We start from the raw sequence: 13,482 nt of genomic DNA on the forward strand, positions 1-13,482 counted from the left end.
AGAGGAGGTGCAGCATGGAGCGATTCAACGGTGGTTGCCTGTGTGGCAACGTCCGCCTCGAGGCGATTGGTCGGCCTTACCGGGTGGGCCTGTGTCATTGCCTCGACTGCCGTAAACACCACGGGGCCCTGTTTCATGCGAGCGCCATATTCCCTCAGGAGGCGGTGACCATCGAGGGCGAAACCCGGGACTACGCCGGCCGGTTTTTCTGCCCTCGTTGTGGTTCCTCTGTCTTTGCGCGCACCGACGACGAAATCGAAGTGAACCTGGGATCCCTCGATGCACCGGACCAACTCACGCCGACCTACGAGAGCTGGATCGTGCGGCGTGAGTCCTGGTTGCCGTCGTTTCCGTTGACGAGACGGTATGAGCGCGATCGTGAAAATCCGGGCCGACTGGAGGAGTAGGCCGCACCCCGTGTGCGACCATGCTATTGCGAGCGAATGGTGTTACTTGCTGGCCAGGTTTGCGCTGCTGATTCCGGTGACGCTCATCTACAACCTTACGGCTTCAAGGTCTTCAGCGGGAAAGTTCGCGCGGCGCATGATTGACTGCGACCGTTCAGCGCTGGGGCACCCAGTACTTTTGCACGGCGCCTTGCAGACCTTGCACGGGGTCCGTGTCGGGAAACGGCAGAGTGTCGATGCGCGCCAGTTGGGCCTGGGTGGGGGCCTCGCGACAGATATCGGCACGCTGTCCCGGCGGGTAAGCGCCGACGACCAGAAAGTCTTCGCTCGACTCCAGATTGCAGTGGCCGATACCGGCGGGCAGCAGCAGTACATCGCCTGAACTAACGTCAAGCACATGCCCGTCCGGGCCACCCAGCATCAGGCGTGCCTGGCCACTGGTGACGCCCAGCACTTCATGGCCTTCGGTGTGGTAGTGGTGATAGTTGTAAATCCCGTATCGCCATTGCGGCGGCCAGCCGTGGGTGCTGAACGTCTTTTCGAACAGTGCCGCCGGATCACTGCCTCCGATGGCAATCGCCTTGGTGTAGACAAGGACCGGCAGGCGTGGATTGTTGGGGACCCATTGGTTGCGTTCAAACATGAGGGTCTGGACGGTAGCTTTGACTGTTCCCGACGTATTCATAAGGTCTCCTTTCTCTCCCGGTAGGAGCAAAGCTTGCTCGCGGCCTGACAGGCACCTGATTTCCTGTGAATGTACCCGATCCCACTGTAGGAGCGAGCCTGCTCGCGATAGCGGCCTGACAGCCGACCATTCTCTCCCGAATGTCACCCGATCAAGTGTGGGAGCTGGCTTGCCAGCGATGGCAGCCTGATAGCCGACCGATTCTTCCCTGGTGTAACCGGATCAAACTGTGGGAGCTGGCTTGCCGGCGATGACGACATTATTGGCGGCGAGATTCTTGCGGGTGTACATATCCATTCCTGCGGTCATGGCTGCTATTGGTTTCGCTTTTACAGCGAGTCACTTTCGAAAAGCGCGAAAGTAACCAAAGCGCTCTTGCCCCTTTCGTCCGGTGCCTCGCCTGGGCTCGGCATACCCTCGCTCCGGTCCTGCTCCGTGGGCCCGCCGCGATCGGCCATCCATGGCCGTGCGCGGCTAACCCGGCATCCATGCCGGGTTGCCCACTGCGCAGAACCTGCGCTCGGCCTTCCGAGGGGGCAAGAAAGTCAACAGCAGATCAAAATCAAAAGCGAGGCGGCCTGACAGCCGACCTGACTTTCGAAGCGCACGCGTTCACCTGTGGGAGCCGAGCTTGCTCGCGATGGCGGGCTGACAGCCGATCCTTTTCTCCGATGTACCTGAATCGTAATCATTGCATTTGAAATGAGAGTACTGTGGGTCGGCAGCACACGACACACCGCACTGTCACGGAAGTCTGGAAGAAACACACCATTCAGGGACTACAGGGAATTATCGAATGAGCACGACCGATCAAGTGCATGACCACAGCAAGTACAGCGCGAAATGGCAGGAGCGTTTTGCGTTTTTCGATACATACGGTGCGCCCAATGCGCCGGGATACAAACCAGCACTCCAGCAGCTTCCCTTTAAACGGAAGATAACCATCAACTCAAACATTATCGCGTTCTTCTTTGGCCCGATTTACCTGTTTGTGCTGGGGCTGTGGAAGAAGAACCTGACGCTGATTGCGATCATTATTGCGCTCACCCTCGTGCTGGATGTTGTTTTCGCACTGGTCGAGTTCAGCTATGCCAAGCAGGTCAACTTTGGCGTAGGGTTTGCGATGAACATGTTGTATGCACTTTCCACAAACTACGCTTATTACCTTAAGGAACAGAAGGGCGAGCAGGGTTGGAATCCGTTCAAGGGCATGCGCTGGTAAGTCATCTGCACGAGCGCCTGCGAGCGGCAAGTCAACGTGTCCGCTGAGACTCGCCACTCGCGCGGGTCCGATCGACCAGGCGGATGCTGTTGCGTCCGCCGCGCTTGGATTCGTAAAGCGCGGCGTCACCTTGCTCGATCAAATGCCGCCAGGCTGGCAGGCGGCTGGTCGAACAGGCTGGCGCCGAGCGCGTGACAGTCGCGCCTCTGTGAAGCGCGCAACGCCCATCAGGAACAGCCAGTGAGCGGTCACCAGCAGGCTGTTGGCAAACCAGATGCCGATCAATAAAAGACCGCTTCCGCGCAGCAAGGCCAGGGTCGATCCCACAGTGATCGTCGCAAACCCTGCGCTCCAGAACAGCAACGAGGGCTCCCGAACGTTGCGCCACTCAATCGCCAGGTACGGCGCGGCGGCCGCTGCGAGGGCGATGGACAGTATTAATAGGGTGGGAGGGTCGAGCGCCATAGCCTGACGGGGTGACTGATTGGAAATGAAGGGCGCGATTGTAAGCGTTTAAGATGAATTTTCGCAGGGTTGGCCGTCGCCACGTATTCGTTGCTCCGCCACCAGCAAAAGCGACTGCGGCAGCGGACTTTGCGGGTGCTGGGGCTCTTGCACACTGGCGAGGCGAAAACCGGCCATGTCCAGCGCGTTGACCCAACTGGACAGGGTCCGGAAGTACCAGGGCATTGGCTGCCAATCCCCTTTGAACCCCTCGAACGTTTCTTCTCGCCACCCATCCTGATAGTCGCCCCCTGCTGCGGCCCATGGATGCAATGTCTGGATCAGCAGTGCGCCTCCAGGGGCGAGCAGGGCATTCATGGCGGTGAGCAGAGGAATGATGTCCTGATGCAGCAGGGCGAAGTTGGCGCAGATCACGTCGTACGCAGTGCCAATGTCGACCTTCGCCTCCACCAATTCTTCATAGCTTGCCAAATGCACCCGTGAGTCACCCGCCGCGCGCGCGGACTCGACCAGCATCGCATCGCCATCCACGCCGATCGCTTCGATGGACCGTTCGCTCAACGCGCGCAACAGCCAACCTTCACCGCACCCCAGGTCGAGCACGCGCTCGGGCTGACGGCACAGCACTGCCAGCACAATGGCCTGGTCGGTGACCTTGAGGCGGCTGTCGATGCTGCCGGTACGGATGGCCTCTATCCAGGAGTGGGCGTTGTGGTGCCAGCTGTGGAGGAGGGTGGATTCGGGATCATGCATTTCGCTGTCCGGTGTGGTTGCGTGGAGGAAAGAATAGGACAGGTACGCACGCAACGAGCATCAGTTTTGGCGCGATGTTTGCCGACCCTCCGAACGCACCACCAGCCAGATGCCCATCCCTGACACCGCCATGCCTGCGATCATTTGCCATGATAACGGTTCATCGAACATGGCCCAGGCCCAGAGCATCGTCACGGGTGGGCTCAAGTACAAGACGCTGGCGACCCGAGTGGCCGTGGCGCGGCGCAGGCAGATCCAGTAGAGCCCATACCCGCCGAGTGTCGATAAACCGACCGTCCACAGCACGCTCAGCGCAAACCCTGTGTTGGCTATTGGCATCAAGCTGCCCTGCGCGCCCTCGACGATGGCGAATGCCACGCTGGAGACCGCACATTGCAGCCAGAGATTGGGCAGCAGCCCCAGGGATTGCGAAGCGGGTAAATGCTTTTGCCAGAGCGTCGCCACAGCGAGCGACAGCATGCCCAGCAGCGGCAAGCCGTAAGCCCACAGAGGCGCGTTGCCCCATCCCAGCGCGCCATGGGTCACCAGCACCACCCCGATAAGGCCGATGACCAGCCCCACCCAGACTTGCCAGGCCATTCGTTGCCCAAGGACGACCGCCGCGAGCAAGGCCATGCCCATCGGCAGCAGGTCCGCGAACAGCGCCGCAAGTCCCGCTGGTACGCCCAGGGCAATACCTTGCACGACACCGGCCAGATAGCCCGCCATGGCCAGAAGGCCGATGCCTGCGTTTTTCAACAGCATGGCAAGCGAGGTCTGGCGCAATTGCCTGGCGACGAAAGGGAACAGGATGAGCGTGACTACGACGCAACGCCAAAACACCACTAGCAATGGCGGCGCGTAATCAAGCGAAAATCGCGCACCGACGAATCCTGAGCTCCACGTCAGAACCAGCCCGGCCTCAAGCAAGGGCAGGGGAAGCGTCTGGCGCCAGTCAGGCGTGGCTTGCTGATGACAGGAAATCGGAGTGTGCTGGTTCATCGCCACAGGCTACGAAATCAGCGTAATCTAATAAATCAAAATTAAATGCATGAGTCATTCACGAAGACGGAATCATGACAGCGATCCTCGATATCGAGCTGGTGCGTACCTTTCATGCGGTGGCGCGGATAGGCAAATTCAGTGCGGCAGCCGAGCAGCTGCACAAGAGCCCGGCAGCGGTGAGTGTGCATATCCAGCGACTTGAAGCGGTAGCCGGCGGCCGCTTGCTCAATCGCGATAATCAGTCAGTCTCCCTGACCGCGCTGGGCAAGCGCCTGCTGCTGTCGACGACAGAATTGCTGTGCACCCATGACCGGGTGCTGGCCGACCTGCATGGCACCCATTTGTCGGGGCGCATCACCCTGGGCGTGCCCGATGAGTACGCCACCCACGTAATCCGCGACATCCTGCCGACATTCGCCGCCGCCTGGCCCAACGTGGTGCTGGAGTTAAAGACAGCGCCCAGTTATGCGCTGCGTGATCAGGTACTGCGGGGAAGGCTTCAGGCCGCTGTGATTGCCCAACCCGAGGGGCAGTCGAGCGCGCAGGCGCAGTTACTGGTCTCCACCACGCCTGTCTGGGTGGGGCCGGCCAATACCCCGATGGCCACGACGGATCCACTGCCGCTGGCCGTGCATGCGGCGCAATGCCCTTATCGGCAAGCCATGATGGAATCGCTCAAGCACAGTGGCCGACGCGCTCGCGTGGTGCTGGAAAGCCCGTCTAATCAGGCCATCAAGGCCTGTGTGGAGGCCGGGCTGGCGATCAGTTTGATCGACCGCGCCCGTGTGACGGAAAACATGCAGATCCTCGACGGTTTTCCCGCCATACAGGCCCATGAGATTGTGTTCATGCGCTCGCTGGCATCAGAAGCCGATGAGGCGGTGGATCTGCTTGCCGATGCCATGCAGCAATGCTTTCGGCTTTAGTCAAGGTGTCACAGTCGATCGCCCGGGATAGTTCATGACGAACTGCACATGCGCCTTCACGCCGGTGGCGAGGGTGGCGTCATCGGCGGTGAAGTAAGGGCTGTGGTTGTTCGGCGCCTTGCTCATGTCCTGGCCTTCGGGCGTCGCGCCAAGGAACACGAACAGTCCGGGCACCTTTTGAGCGTAATAGGAGAAATCTTCGCTGGGTGACAATGACGCCTCAAGCCGCTCGACTTTGCCCGGTGCGGCCAGTTCAAGTGCCGGCACCATGGCCTCGGTGAGTTTCGGGTCGTTGGTGGTCACCGGTGCATTGTTCACGAGCAGCAGCTTGGCTTCGGTTTCATAAGCGCTGGCGATGCCGCTAACCAGTGGTGGCATTTTTTGCAGGAGGGTGTCGCGGATATCGGCGTTGTTGGTGCGAATGGTCCCGGTCATCTCCAGAGTTTCGGGGATGATATTTGCTGCCGAGCCGGAATTGATCGTACCGACGCTGATCACGCCCATACCCTTGGTCAGGTCGATGCGCCGGCTGACCAGGGTCTGCAAGCCGCTGATGATGCTCTGGCTGGTAACAATCGGATCGATCCCGGTCCAGGGCGCGGAGCCGTGGGTCTGCTGCCCCTTGAGCGTGATGCGGAACGAATCGCTGCTGTTGAGCACAGTCCCGGACTTGTAATAAAGGTGCCCGGTCGGGTATCCCGCCATCACGTGCACGCCGAATACCGCTTCGACCTTCGGTGAATCCAGGGCGCCATCGCGGATCATCGCTTGCGCGCCTATCAGGGTGTCGGTCTGGAATTCGTCCACGTCCGCAGCGCCTTCTTCGGCAGGCTGGAACAGGAACACCACCGTGCCGCGAACCTGATCCCGATGCTCGGCCAGTACCTTGGCGGCACCCAACAGCATCGCCGTATGGGTATCGTGGCCACAGGCGTGCATCACCGGCACGCTCTTGCCTAGCCTCACGCTGGTGGCCTGACTGGCAAAGGGAAGGTTGGTCATTTCCTTGACCGGCAACGCATCCATGTCGGCACGCAGGGCTACCACCGGACCGGGCAAACCACCTTTCAGGACACCGACGACGCCGGTCTTGCCGACTTGCGTGCGCACCTCGATGTTCGACGCCTTGAGACGCTCGGCGACCAGGGCAGCGGTTTTGACTTCGAGGTTTCCCAGTTCCGGATGCTGGTGGATGGTGTGACGCAGATCGATGACTTCCTGATTGACCGAGGTGACCGCTGGGTCCACCCAATTCAGGTCGGCGGCCTGGCTTGAAGTGGTGGCAACGGCAGCCAGCAAGGCCAGACATAAAGGGGTTTGGATCGGACGCTTCAAAGTGATTTCTCGCTTATGTTTTTGTTGTGGATACACAGTTGCAGCGCCCAAGGGTATGACGTGGTCAGCGAGGGGACAAAGGCAGTTGACCGGTAATCGCACAGCTTTTTGCTTTTTAGCAAACCACCCAATTCGGTGCATCATCGCGACACTCAAACGTGCTCGATACGGATAATGATCTGCAGAAACTGGCTATTGCCGACGAGAAACTGTTGGCTGTCAGGCCGTCATCGCGAGCAGGCTTGCTCCCACAGTGAACTGCGGCGAACACATAATCCGAGTAATCCACAAATCCCCTGTGGGAGCTGGCCTGCCAGCGATAGCGTTGTATCAGGCGAAGGTGATGTTGATTGTATGGGCCTCATCGCGAGCAGGCTTGCTCCCACAGTTGGATCTTCGCCGGGTGCAGGAATTGTGTGCGGCACCAACCCCCTGTGAGCTGAGCCTGCTCGCGATGAAGAGGGCGCATATGCAGGAGGAGATCTGTGCAAGAGCTCCAGCCCTGATCACGCTTCGCTGATTTTATTAACCCCGGTGATCTGCCCGTTCCAGATCATTTCATAATGGGCCGTCTGGATAATCTGTGAGACGGGCCTGGGTGTCATCAGCGCCCAGCAATAGCCACCTTGCAGGCGAACCGAGTGATAGCGAATGCCGGGGCAACGGGCCTCTTTAATGGCCTTGCCCAAACGATGAGAATGCGAGTAATCGTCCGGCGCATAGATCGGATCTGTACTCGCGATGGAGGTGGCATCTTTCATCGCCGTGTTGACGAAGGAGCAGGACAAGCCCCGGAATACAAACCGCTCATAGTTCAGGCCCCGGACTTTCGACCAGTACAGACCCTGGTGATGCTGCACTTCGGCGAGCGCGGTTTCCATGGACGCTGCCAGGTACAGCACGCCAAAGCTGCCATCGCTGAATCGTGAGCCGGCAGGGTTGACGTGGGTGAAGGGCGCTATTGCGTAAGAGCAGCCAGGAATACCGAAAGGGATCTCGCTTCGCGCAATCATCTCAAGCTGACCGACTTCGTTTTTCAGCCTGGGATTGGTGAGTGCCTGCAGTTGATACAGCACCTCGAATTCCTGGGCGTCAGCGACGTCATCGAACAGGTCGATGGGCGGGAATTTCGAGTTGACCAGCCGATAAGCCTGCAGCAGTTCGCCAGTGAACTCGGGCAGCTGCTTCAGCGTCACCATTGCGCGCCTCGCAGCACGTCGATGCGGCGGAAGGTTTCGTACAGCGAAATCATGTCGCCCTGAGACATGATGTCCAGCGGAGTACGCCCGTTGAAAAACTCGTTCTCATTAGGCATCGCCGGGAAGCCATACACATTTTCCGGATTATCAAACACCAGGCGCAGCGCCGCGTGGATGTTGAGCACAAAGCTGATGCGCTGCATCTGATCCGCATCCAGCAACACGGACCAATCAGGGTCGCGTTGCTTCGCGCGGGTATGGGTGCTGCGGGATATACGAAGGATCCGGCAGGCCTGTTCGCTGGAAGCACCCCACTTTTCGATGATGCCGACGGCCGCGCGAAGGCCGGTGACGCATTGGCTCTTGGAAAATGCTTGTGCTTGAAGGGTGACGGCCATGACAACGTCCTTAATTTTTAATCTATAGATCAATTTATAATCTTATTGAATCTACAGATCAAGCTGGGAAAAGAAAGTTCTGATGCGCATCAATGTTTACGGTCACCCGCCCCAACGATGTGTTTATTAACGTAGCGAGGCCTGACAGAGGGTGTAGTATCGAGTTCTGACCATCAGATATCAGTTTGCCATGACCGCGCAAAGCGAAGAGAGCCGTCAGATCGTAGCTTCTCTGGCGCACCGTGTGGGTCCAGACGCTGACATTGCCAGGATCGCCCAGGCGCTCGTTACCACCTTGCAGGATATGGGCGCAGCCCTCACGCCCATCATTGGCCATCAAGGGGTTGTCGCGCTTTATCGCCGCAGCATTCACCTGTGCGCCTCAAACCATCCACGTCTGGCCGGCACCTACGACAGTGTTCAGTCGACTCTGGATCTTATTGCCCTCAAGTCCGTGCTCGTTGAACAGAGCGAAACCGATGCGTTGTTTTTCGGTGAAGTGCTGCTGACCACGTTTTACGAGTTGTTGACAACGCTGATCGGGCCCTCGCTCACCGCACGTTTGCTTCGTGACGTGTGGGGACCTTCTTTGAGCGACACCCCTTCGCAGGAAATTTCGTCATGAGCTCCAAAGTAACGATCAACCGTCTGGCCACCGGCGTGCCAGGCCTGGACGAGGTGCTGGGTGGAGGTCTGCCGGAATTTTCGTTCAACCTGATCGCCGGCCCGCCAGGTTGCGGCAAAACCACCCTGGCGCACCAGATGATGTTCGCCCTGGCGACACCGGAACGCCCGGCGTTGTTCTTTACCGTGCTCGGCGAGCCGCCATTGAAGATGCTGCGTTACCAGCAGCAGTTCGACTTCTTCGACAGTGAAGCGATCAACCATTCGATTCGCTACATCAACCTGGCCGACGACACCCTGGCCGGTGACCTGGACGAAGTGCTGCGGCGCATTGTCAGCGAGGTGGAAACTCACACCCCGGCACTGGTGTTCGTCGACTCGTTCCGTTCTGTGGTGCTGGCCAGCCAGACCCAGGACAACCCGAACAACAATCTGCCGCAGTTCGTTCAGCAACTGGGCATGTTGATGACGACCTGGCAGGCGACGACCTTCCTGATCGGCGAGTACTTCACCGAAACCGACACCAACCCGATCTTCACGGTGGCCGATGGCCTGATCTGGCTGCGTCAAAGCGTTCAGCGCAACTCCATGGTCCGCAAGATGGAAATCATGAAGATGCGCGGCCAGCCGACGTTGCCGGGACTGCACACGTTCCGCATCGCCACGTCGGGGATCAAGGTCTTTGCGCCGGCGCCACTCAACCTGGCTGACACTCCATTGGAATACCCCGCCAAGCGCCTGAAGATGGGCGTGCCGCAACTCGACGACATGCTCGGTGGCGGGCTGCCTCGGGGTTATTCGCTGCTGGTGGCCGGGCCGTCGGGTTCGGGCAAAAGCATTCTGGCCGCCACCTTCCTCGCTGAAGGTGCGCGCAACGGTGAGACTGGCGTGATTGCAGTGTTTGAACAGCGTCCCAACCATTCGCAAAACGCTACGTTGGCCAACTTGATCCAGGCCGGCAAGGTGAGTCTGGTGGACAGTCGCGCTCCGGACCTGTCCATCGACGAAATCGTCCAGTTGCTGCTCAGCGAGATCGACCGGCTGAAAGCGACCCGCGTGGTGATCGATTCGCTGTCGGGCTTCGAACTGGCGCTGGCGCCGACCTTCCGGGAAGACTTTCGCGAGTCGCTGTCACGCATGGTCAATGCGTTGACCGGCGCGGGGGTCAGCGTGCTGATGACTTCGGAGCTTGAAGACCGCTACACCGACCTGCGATTCAGCCCCTACGGCACGGCGTTTCTCACCGACGCGATCATCGTGCAGCGCTACATTGAAGTGCAGAGCCGCTTGCTGCGCATCATGGCGGTGGTCAAGGTACGGGCCAGTGCTCACTCCGATGAGTTGCGTCTGTACAGCATCGACGAAAACGGGCTGAAGGTCGGTAACATGTTGCCCAATCAGGAAGGGTTGCTCGGTGGTCGCCCCACCCAGAAGCACACAGGCCTTGAAAATGGATGAGCCAAGATCATGAACGGGGCCGATAGCAGGAACGAGGAAGCGCTGGCAACTGCCGCTCGCGAATTGTTCCTGCTCGGTCAGAAAACCGTTGAAGCGCGAGCGGTGCTGGCTGCCCTGCAAAAGGAACTGACCGACACCAGTACCCGGCTGGTGGATCACCGGCAGGTGGAGCAGTTGCTCGAGGCCAATCAACAGCTGGTGCTGGCGATCCTGATGGCACAGTCCGATGCGGAAAAACCACATCGTACCGAGCAAGAGCAGCAGATGCTCCTCGAGATGCGCGAAGCCAACGAACAACTGGTGATCGCCGCCCTCAGCGCGCAACAATTGCAAGCTTCGGCTGAGCACTCGCTGGAGCAGCAACGCAACATCCTGACCTTCGTCGCCCACGAGTTGCGCAATCCGCTGACGCCCATCAGCATGATCGCCGGCCGGCTGGTACGCGTGCCAAGCGATGAGCTGCCGCGCATGCAGAAGTTGATTGAAGGGCAGGTGAAGCACATGTCACGACTGGTAGAAGACTTGCTCGATGCCTCCCGTGTCAGCACCGGGAAACTGCGCTTGAACCGATGCCTGATCGACATGCTGCCGATCATTGAAGACGCCATCGAGGTGTGCCGTCCGGTCATGACGGCTCACCATCTGCAGTTCATCTGCGAGTTGCCCGAACAGTCGTTGGCGGTCGATGGCGATCCCGTGCGCCTCACGCAAATTCTCGGCAACCTGCTGGGTAACGCCGCCAAGTACACCCCGGCGGGCGGCGTCGTGACGCTTGCAGTCACGGTCGAAGGTGACAGCCTGACGGTGAGCATTCGCGACGATGGCATCGGTATTTCGGCCAAGGCATTGCCGTTCATTTTCGAGCCATTCGTGCAGGACGTTCATGCCGTCGGCTTCAATGGGGCCGGCCTGGGCATTGGCCTGACGGTGGTGCGCGAATTGGTCGAGGCTCATGGCGGTACCGTGATCGGCATGAGCGATGGCGATGGCAAGGGCAGCGAGTTCGTGGTGACGTTACCTTTGGTAAGCCGTTAACGGTTCGTCAATCGGATACCACGACGCTTTCGACTCGACGTGCACGTGTTTTTGCTTCTTGATCAGAAGCGGCGTATCCAGCGTGCCGATGGCCACCGATACCCAGTCCGGAAAATCACCCTTCGAGTCAGACCAGAACAGTGAAGACCCGCACTCGCCACAAAACTGTCGCGCGACTCCTTCAGACGAATGAAAGGTCTTGAGCACGTGCATGCCCTGGTCAATCGACAGCGTTGAGCGAGGTGCGCTGGCATAGCTTGCAAACGCTGCCCCGTGACCCTTTCTGCATTGACTGCAATGGCAATGCGTAACGGCTTTCAGCGCGCCCGACACGTGATAGGTGACGGCGCCGCACAGGCAGCTTCCTCGGTGCAGTTCATCCATGATGCTCGTGATCCCGGGAGTTGAAAGGCGCTATTTTAGTGGCAAGAACCCTAACGGTTCTAATGTATTGTCCGTTTCCAGGGATTTTCATACCGGACAAGGAGTGCGCATGACACTGACCGCAGAACGCTTGATCGACATCGCCATGACCAACCCGGCAAACGCCGAGATACTCAAGCGTTTGCCCGCGCTTGGCCTGAACCAGTGCATGCTTACCGCAGGCTGTCTGTTTCAAGCGGTCTGGAACCATCAGGCCGAGCGTCCCGTCGCATGGGGCATCAAGGACTATGACGTTTTCTACTTTGATAAGGACGTGTCATGGGAGGCCGAGAACGACGTCATCCAGGCCGCCGGCGAACTGTTCCACGACCTCGATGTGAGCATTGAAATCAAGAACCAGGCGCGGGTTCACCTCTGGTACGGCGAGCGGTTTGGCGGGGCGTATCCCCAGCTGAACTCGGCGAAGGAGGGGGTTGATCGATACCTGATCGCGGGAACCTGTATCGGCGTCGATGTACTGACGGGCGAGGTGTATGCGCCTTACGGATTGAGTGACGTCGAGGAAGGTCTGTTGCGGATCAACCCGGTCAACCTTCAGCGGCATCTGTTTGAGCAAAAAGCCAGGAGTTATCAGGCGCGCTGGCCGTGGCTGAAAATTCTGGACCCGGAATGCGGGCTGTGATGAAGGTCGAACGCTGGACTCACGTTTTGGACGGCTGGAGAGATCAACTTGGAGTACATCGATTACGTTCAATGGCCTGCCATGGTGATGACAGTAGCTTCTGCCTGGTTTATCGGTTCGCAACGCGCGTACCGGCGAATGATCGCTTTTTGGGGATTCATCCTCAGCAATGCACTCTGGGTTATCTGGGGTCTTCACGCCGACGCCTATGCGCTGATCCTCCTTGAATGCATACTTTTGGGGATGAACGTCCGAGGCTTCAAGAAAAATTTCAATGCATCTAAATCATCTCACTGAGACCGGTCGCTCAGGTGACGTTTACCCCGCGTGACCTGAATAGGCTTCACATGTACGTGGGCTTAGGGCATGTCCTGGAAGGGGCCTGCGTACCTGCACCCCCGATTCCTTTTACAGGCCTGTTGCTGAGTGCGGACAGTAAAGAAAGCGATTTCGCTGACAACCGTCAGTCCTGAGACTGCTCGTTTTCTTTCCCTTTCGAGTTTTTCCTGAGTCCCCGAAGGTTCATGAGGAAAAGACAGACCTGCAAGACAATTAATGCATACGCCCCTGCATAGACTCCCCAAATCACCCACAATACGTTGCTCAAACTGAAGCATACAAACCCGATCATCCTTCGTCCTGGCCTCTGCGATCCGATTAGCCATGCGGCGAGCACGGTCACAACCATCGCTGGCCATTGAACCCAATCCAGATAAGTCAAAATATCCTCCGGGCACAGTTCCGTGAGCGAAATCGCTGTGCGCTGTCGTGCTAGTCAATCGGGCTTCTGATGGTTGGATGAGGCTTTCGATTTTCCCAGGATGTAGCAGGGGTGAAGCTGGCCATTAGGATGTGTCGTGACGACCACAGATATCAATAACCAGCCTTCGTGAAGCTTGAGGTT

General features: G+C 58.7%; 16 protein-coding genes and 1 pseudogene. 8 read left to right on the forward strand and 9 right to left on the reverse strand.

Annotated elements, in window-relative coordinates; translation table 11 throughout:
* Positions 1-14: 14 nt before the first annotated feature.
* Positions 15-407, forward strand: a complete 393-nt coding sequence (locus ACA063_RS11535; RefSeq protein ID WP_194693423.1) for a GFA family protein — start codon at positions 15-17, stop codon at positions 405-407.
* 154 nt (positions 408-561) lie between these two features.
* On the opposite strand, the gene ACA063_RS11540 is transcribed toward ACA063_RS11535, so the two are convergent.
* Entirely contained in the window at positions 562-1,092 is a 531-nt protein-coding gene (locus tag ACA063_RS11540) for a cupin (RefSeq protein WP_497665958.1), read from the reverse strand.
* Between the two features lie 796 nt (positions 1,093-1,888).
* Here ACA063_RS11540 and ACA063_RS11545 point away from each other — a divergent pair.
* Positions 1,889-2,314, forward strand: a complete 426-nt coding sequence (locus ACA063_RS11545; protein ID WP_497665959.1) for a DUF2628 domain-containing protein — start codon at positions 1,889-1,891, stop codon at positions 2,312-2,314.
* Between the two features lie 186 nt (positions 2,315-2,500).
* On the opposite strand, the pseudogene ACA063_RS11550 reads toward ACA063_RS11545, so the two are convergent.
* The 3 genes and pseudogenes from ACA063_RS11550 to ACA063_RS11560 all read right to left on the reverse strand — a co-directional run.
* A pseudogene (locus tag ACA063_RS11550) lies at positions 2,501-2,779 on the reverse strand (GGDEF domain-containing protein); the annotation flags it as partial.
* A 48-nt stretch (positions 2,780-2,827) separates the two neighbouring features.
* Entirely contained in the window at positions 2,828-3,532 is a 705-nt protein-coding gene (locus ACA063_RS11555; protein ID WP_497665960.1) for a class I SAM-dependent methyltransferase, read from the reverse strand.
* Between the two features lie 60 nt (positions 3,533-3,592).
* A complete protein-coding gene (locus tag ACA063_RS11560) occupies positions 3,593-4,534 on the reverse strand; it encodes a DMT family transporter (protein WP_497665961.1) in 942 nt (313 codons plus the stop codon).
* 74 nt (positions 4,535-4,608) lie between these two features.
* Here ACA063_RS11560 and ACA063_RS11565 point away from each other — a divergent pair, with 74 nt between their 5' ends.
* Positions 4,609-5,463 carry a LysR family transcriptional regulator gene (locus tag ACA063_RS11565; protein ID WP_497665962.1) on the forward strand — a complete coding sequence of 285 codons (855 nt, stop codon included), beginning with the start codon at positions 4,609-4,611 and terminating at the stop codon, positions 5,461-5,463.
* Here ACA063_RS11565 and ACA063_RS11570 read toward each other — a convergent pair whose 3' ends face one another.
* The 3 genes from ACA063_RS11570 to ACA063_RS11580 form a co-directional block, all read right to left on the reverse strand.
* Complete coding sequence (locus ACA063_RS11570; protein ID WP_497665963.1) at positions 5,464-6,798, reverse strand: amidohydrolase; 1,335 nt, start codon at positions 6,796-6,798, stop codon at positions 5,464-5,466. It abuts the gene before it with no gap.
* 506 nt (positions 6,799-7,304) lie between these two features.
* On the reverse strand, positions 7,305-7,997 hold the full coding sequence (locus ACA063_RS11575) for an RES family NAD+ phosphorylase (RefSeq protein ID WP_497665964.1): 693 nt from the start codon (positions 7,995-7,997) through the stop codon (positions 7,305-7,307).
* A complete protein-coding gene (locus ACA063_RS11580; RefSeq protein ID WP_490148392.1) occupies positions 7,991-8,395 on the reverse strand; it encodes a hypothetical protein in 405 nt (134 codons plus the stop codon). The genes ACA063_RS11575 and ACA063_RS11580 overlap by 7 nt, the downstream gene beginning before the upstream one ends.
* 190 nt (positions 8,396-8,585) lie before the next feature.
* Between ACA063_RS11580 and ACA063_RS11585 the strand changes: the two genes are divergently transcribed.
* Genes ACA063_RS11585 through ACA063_RS11595 form a run of 3 tightly spaced genes read left to right on the forward strand, consistent with a single transcriptional unit; the run spans position 8,586 to position 11,512 of the window.
* The gene (locus ACA063_RS11585) at positions 8,586-9,020 is read left to right on the forward strand and encodes a hypothetical protein (RefSeq protein ID WP_497665965.1); all 435 of its coding nucleotides are present in this window, start codon (positions 8,586-8,588) and stop codon (positions 9,018-9,020) included.
* Positions 9,017-10,477 (forward strand): ATPase domain-containing protein, encoded by a 1,461-nt coding sequence (locus ACA063_RS11590; protein ID WP_497665966.1) that lies wholly within the window; start codon positions 9,017-9,019, stop codon positions 10,475-10,477. The genes ACA063_RS11585 and ACA063_RS11590 overlap by 4 nt, the downstream gene beginning before the upstream one ends.
* Positions 10,478-10,486: 9 nt before the next feature.
* On the forward strand, positions 10,487-11,512 hold the full coding sequence (locus ACA063_RS11595; protein WP_497665967.1) for a sensor histidine kinase: 1,026 nt from the start codon (positions 10,487-10,489) through the stop codon (positions 11,510-11,512).
* Here the strand turns inward: ACA063_RS11595 and ACA063_RS11600 are convergent.
* Entirely contained in the window at positions 11,492-11,896 is a 405-nt protein-coding gene (locus tag ACA063_RS11600) for a GFA family protein (RefSeq protein ID WP_497665968.1), read from the reverse strand. The two genes, ACA063_RS11595 and ACA063_RS11600, sit on opposite strands and share 21 nt — an antisense overlap.
* Positions 11,897-12,005: 109 nt before the next feature.
* Between ACA063_RS11600 and ACA063_RS11605 the strand changes: the two genes are divergently transcribed.
* Both ACA063_RS11605 and ACA063_RS11610 read left to right on the forward strand, forming a co-directional pair.
* The gene (locus ACA063_RS11605) at positions 12,006-12,578 is read left to right on the forward strand and encodes a nucleotidyltransferase family protein (RefSeq protein WP_497665969.1); all 573 of its coding nucleotides are present in this window, start codon (positions 12,006-12,008) and stop codon (positions 12,576-12,578) included.
* Between the two features lie 48 nt (positions 12,579-12,626).
* On the forward strand, positions 12,627-12,875 hold the full coding sequence (locus ACA063_RS11610; protein ID WP_497665970.1) for a hypothetical protein: 249 nt from the start codon (positions 12,627-12,629) through the stop codon (positions 12,873-12,875).
* 166 nt (positions 12,876-13,041) lie between these two features.
* On the opposite strand, the gene ACA063_RS11615 is transcribed toward ACA063_RS11610, so the two are convergent.
* The gene (locus ACA063_RS11615) at positions 13,042-13,266 is read right to left on the reverse strand and encodes a hypothetical protein (RefSeq protein WP_497666507.1); all 225 of its coding nucleotides are present in this window, start codon (positions 13,264-13,266) and stop codon (positions 13,042-13,044) included.
* Between the last annotated feature and the right edge of the window lie 216 nt (positions 13,267-13,482).

Source organism: Pseudomonas sp. LBUM1643 (assembly GCF_059716215.1).

Coding starts and splice junctions, on each gene's coding strand:
- ACA063_RS11535 (WP_194693423.1), top strand. CDS start 15: ATGGAGCGATTCAACGGTGGTTGCCTGTGTGGCAACGTCCGCCTCGAG.
- ACA063_RS11540 (WP_497665958.1), bottom strand. CDS start 1,092: ATGAATACGTCGGGAACAGTCAAAGCTACCGTCCAGACCCTCATGTTT.
- ACA063_RS11545 (WP_497665959.1), top strand. CDS start 1,889: ATGAGCACGACCGATCAAGTGCATGACCACAGCAAGTACAGCGCGAAA.
- ACA063_RS11555 (WP_497665960.1), bottom strand. CDS start 3,532: ATGCATGATCCCGAATCCACCCTCCTCCACAGCTGGCACCACAACGCC.
- ACA063_RS11560 (WP_497665961.1), bottom strand. CDS start 4,534: ATGAACCAGCACACTCCGATTTCCTGTCATCAGCAAGCCACGCCTGAC.
- ACA063_RS11565 (WP_497665962.1), top strand. CDS start 4,609: ATGACAGCGATCCTCGATATCGAGCTGGTGCGTACCTTTCATGCGGTG.
- ACA063_RS11575 (WP_497665964.1), bottom strand. CDS start 7,997: ATGGTGACGCTGAAGCAGCTGCCCGAGTTCACTGGCGAACTGCTGCAG.
- ACA063_RS11580 (WP_490148392.1), bottom strand. CDS start 8,395: ATGGCCGTCACCCTTCAAGCACAAGCATTTTCCAAGAGCCAATGCGTC.
- ACA063_RS11585 (WP_497665965.1), top strand. CDS start 8,586: ATGACCGCGCAAAGCGAAGAGAGCCGTCAGATCGTAGCTTCTCTGGCG.
- ACA063_RS11590 (WP_497665966.1), top strand. CDS start 9,017: ATGAGCTCCAAAGTAACGATCAACCGTCTGGCCACCGGCGTGCCAGGC.
- ACA063_RS11595 (WP_497665967.1), top strand. CDS start 10,487: ATGAACGGGGCCGATAGCAGGAACGAGGAAGCGCTGGCAACTGCCGCT.
- ACA063_RS11600 (WP_497665968.1), bottom strand. CDS start 11,896: ATGGATGAACTGCACCGAGGAAGCTGCCTGTGCGGCGCCGTCACCTAT.
- ACA063_RS11605 (WP_497665969.1), top strand. CDS start 12,006: ATGACACTGACCGCAGAACGCTTGATCGACATCGCCATGACCAACCCG.
- ACA063_RS11615 (WP_497666507.1), bottom strand. CDS start 13,266: ATGGTTGTGACCGTGCTCGCCGCATGGCTAATCGGATCGCAGAGGCCA.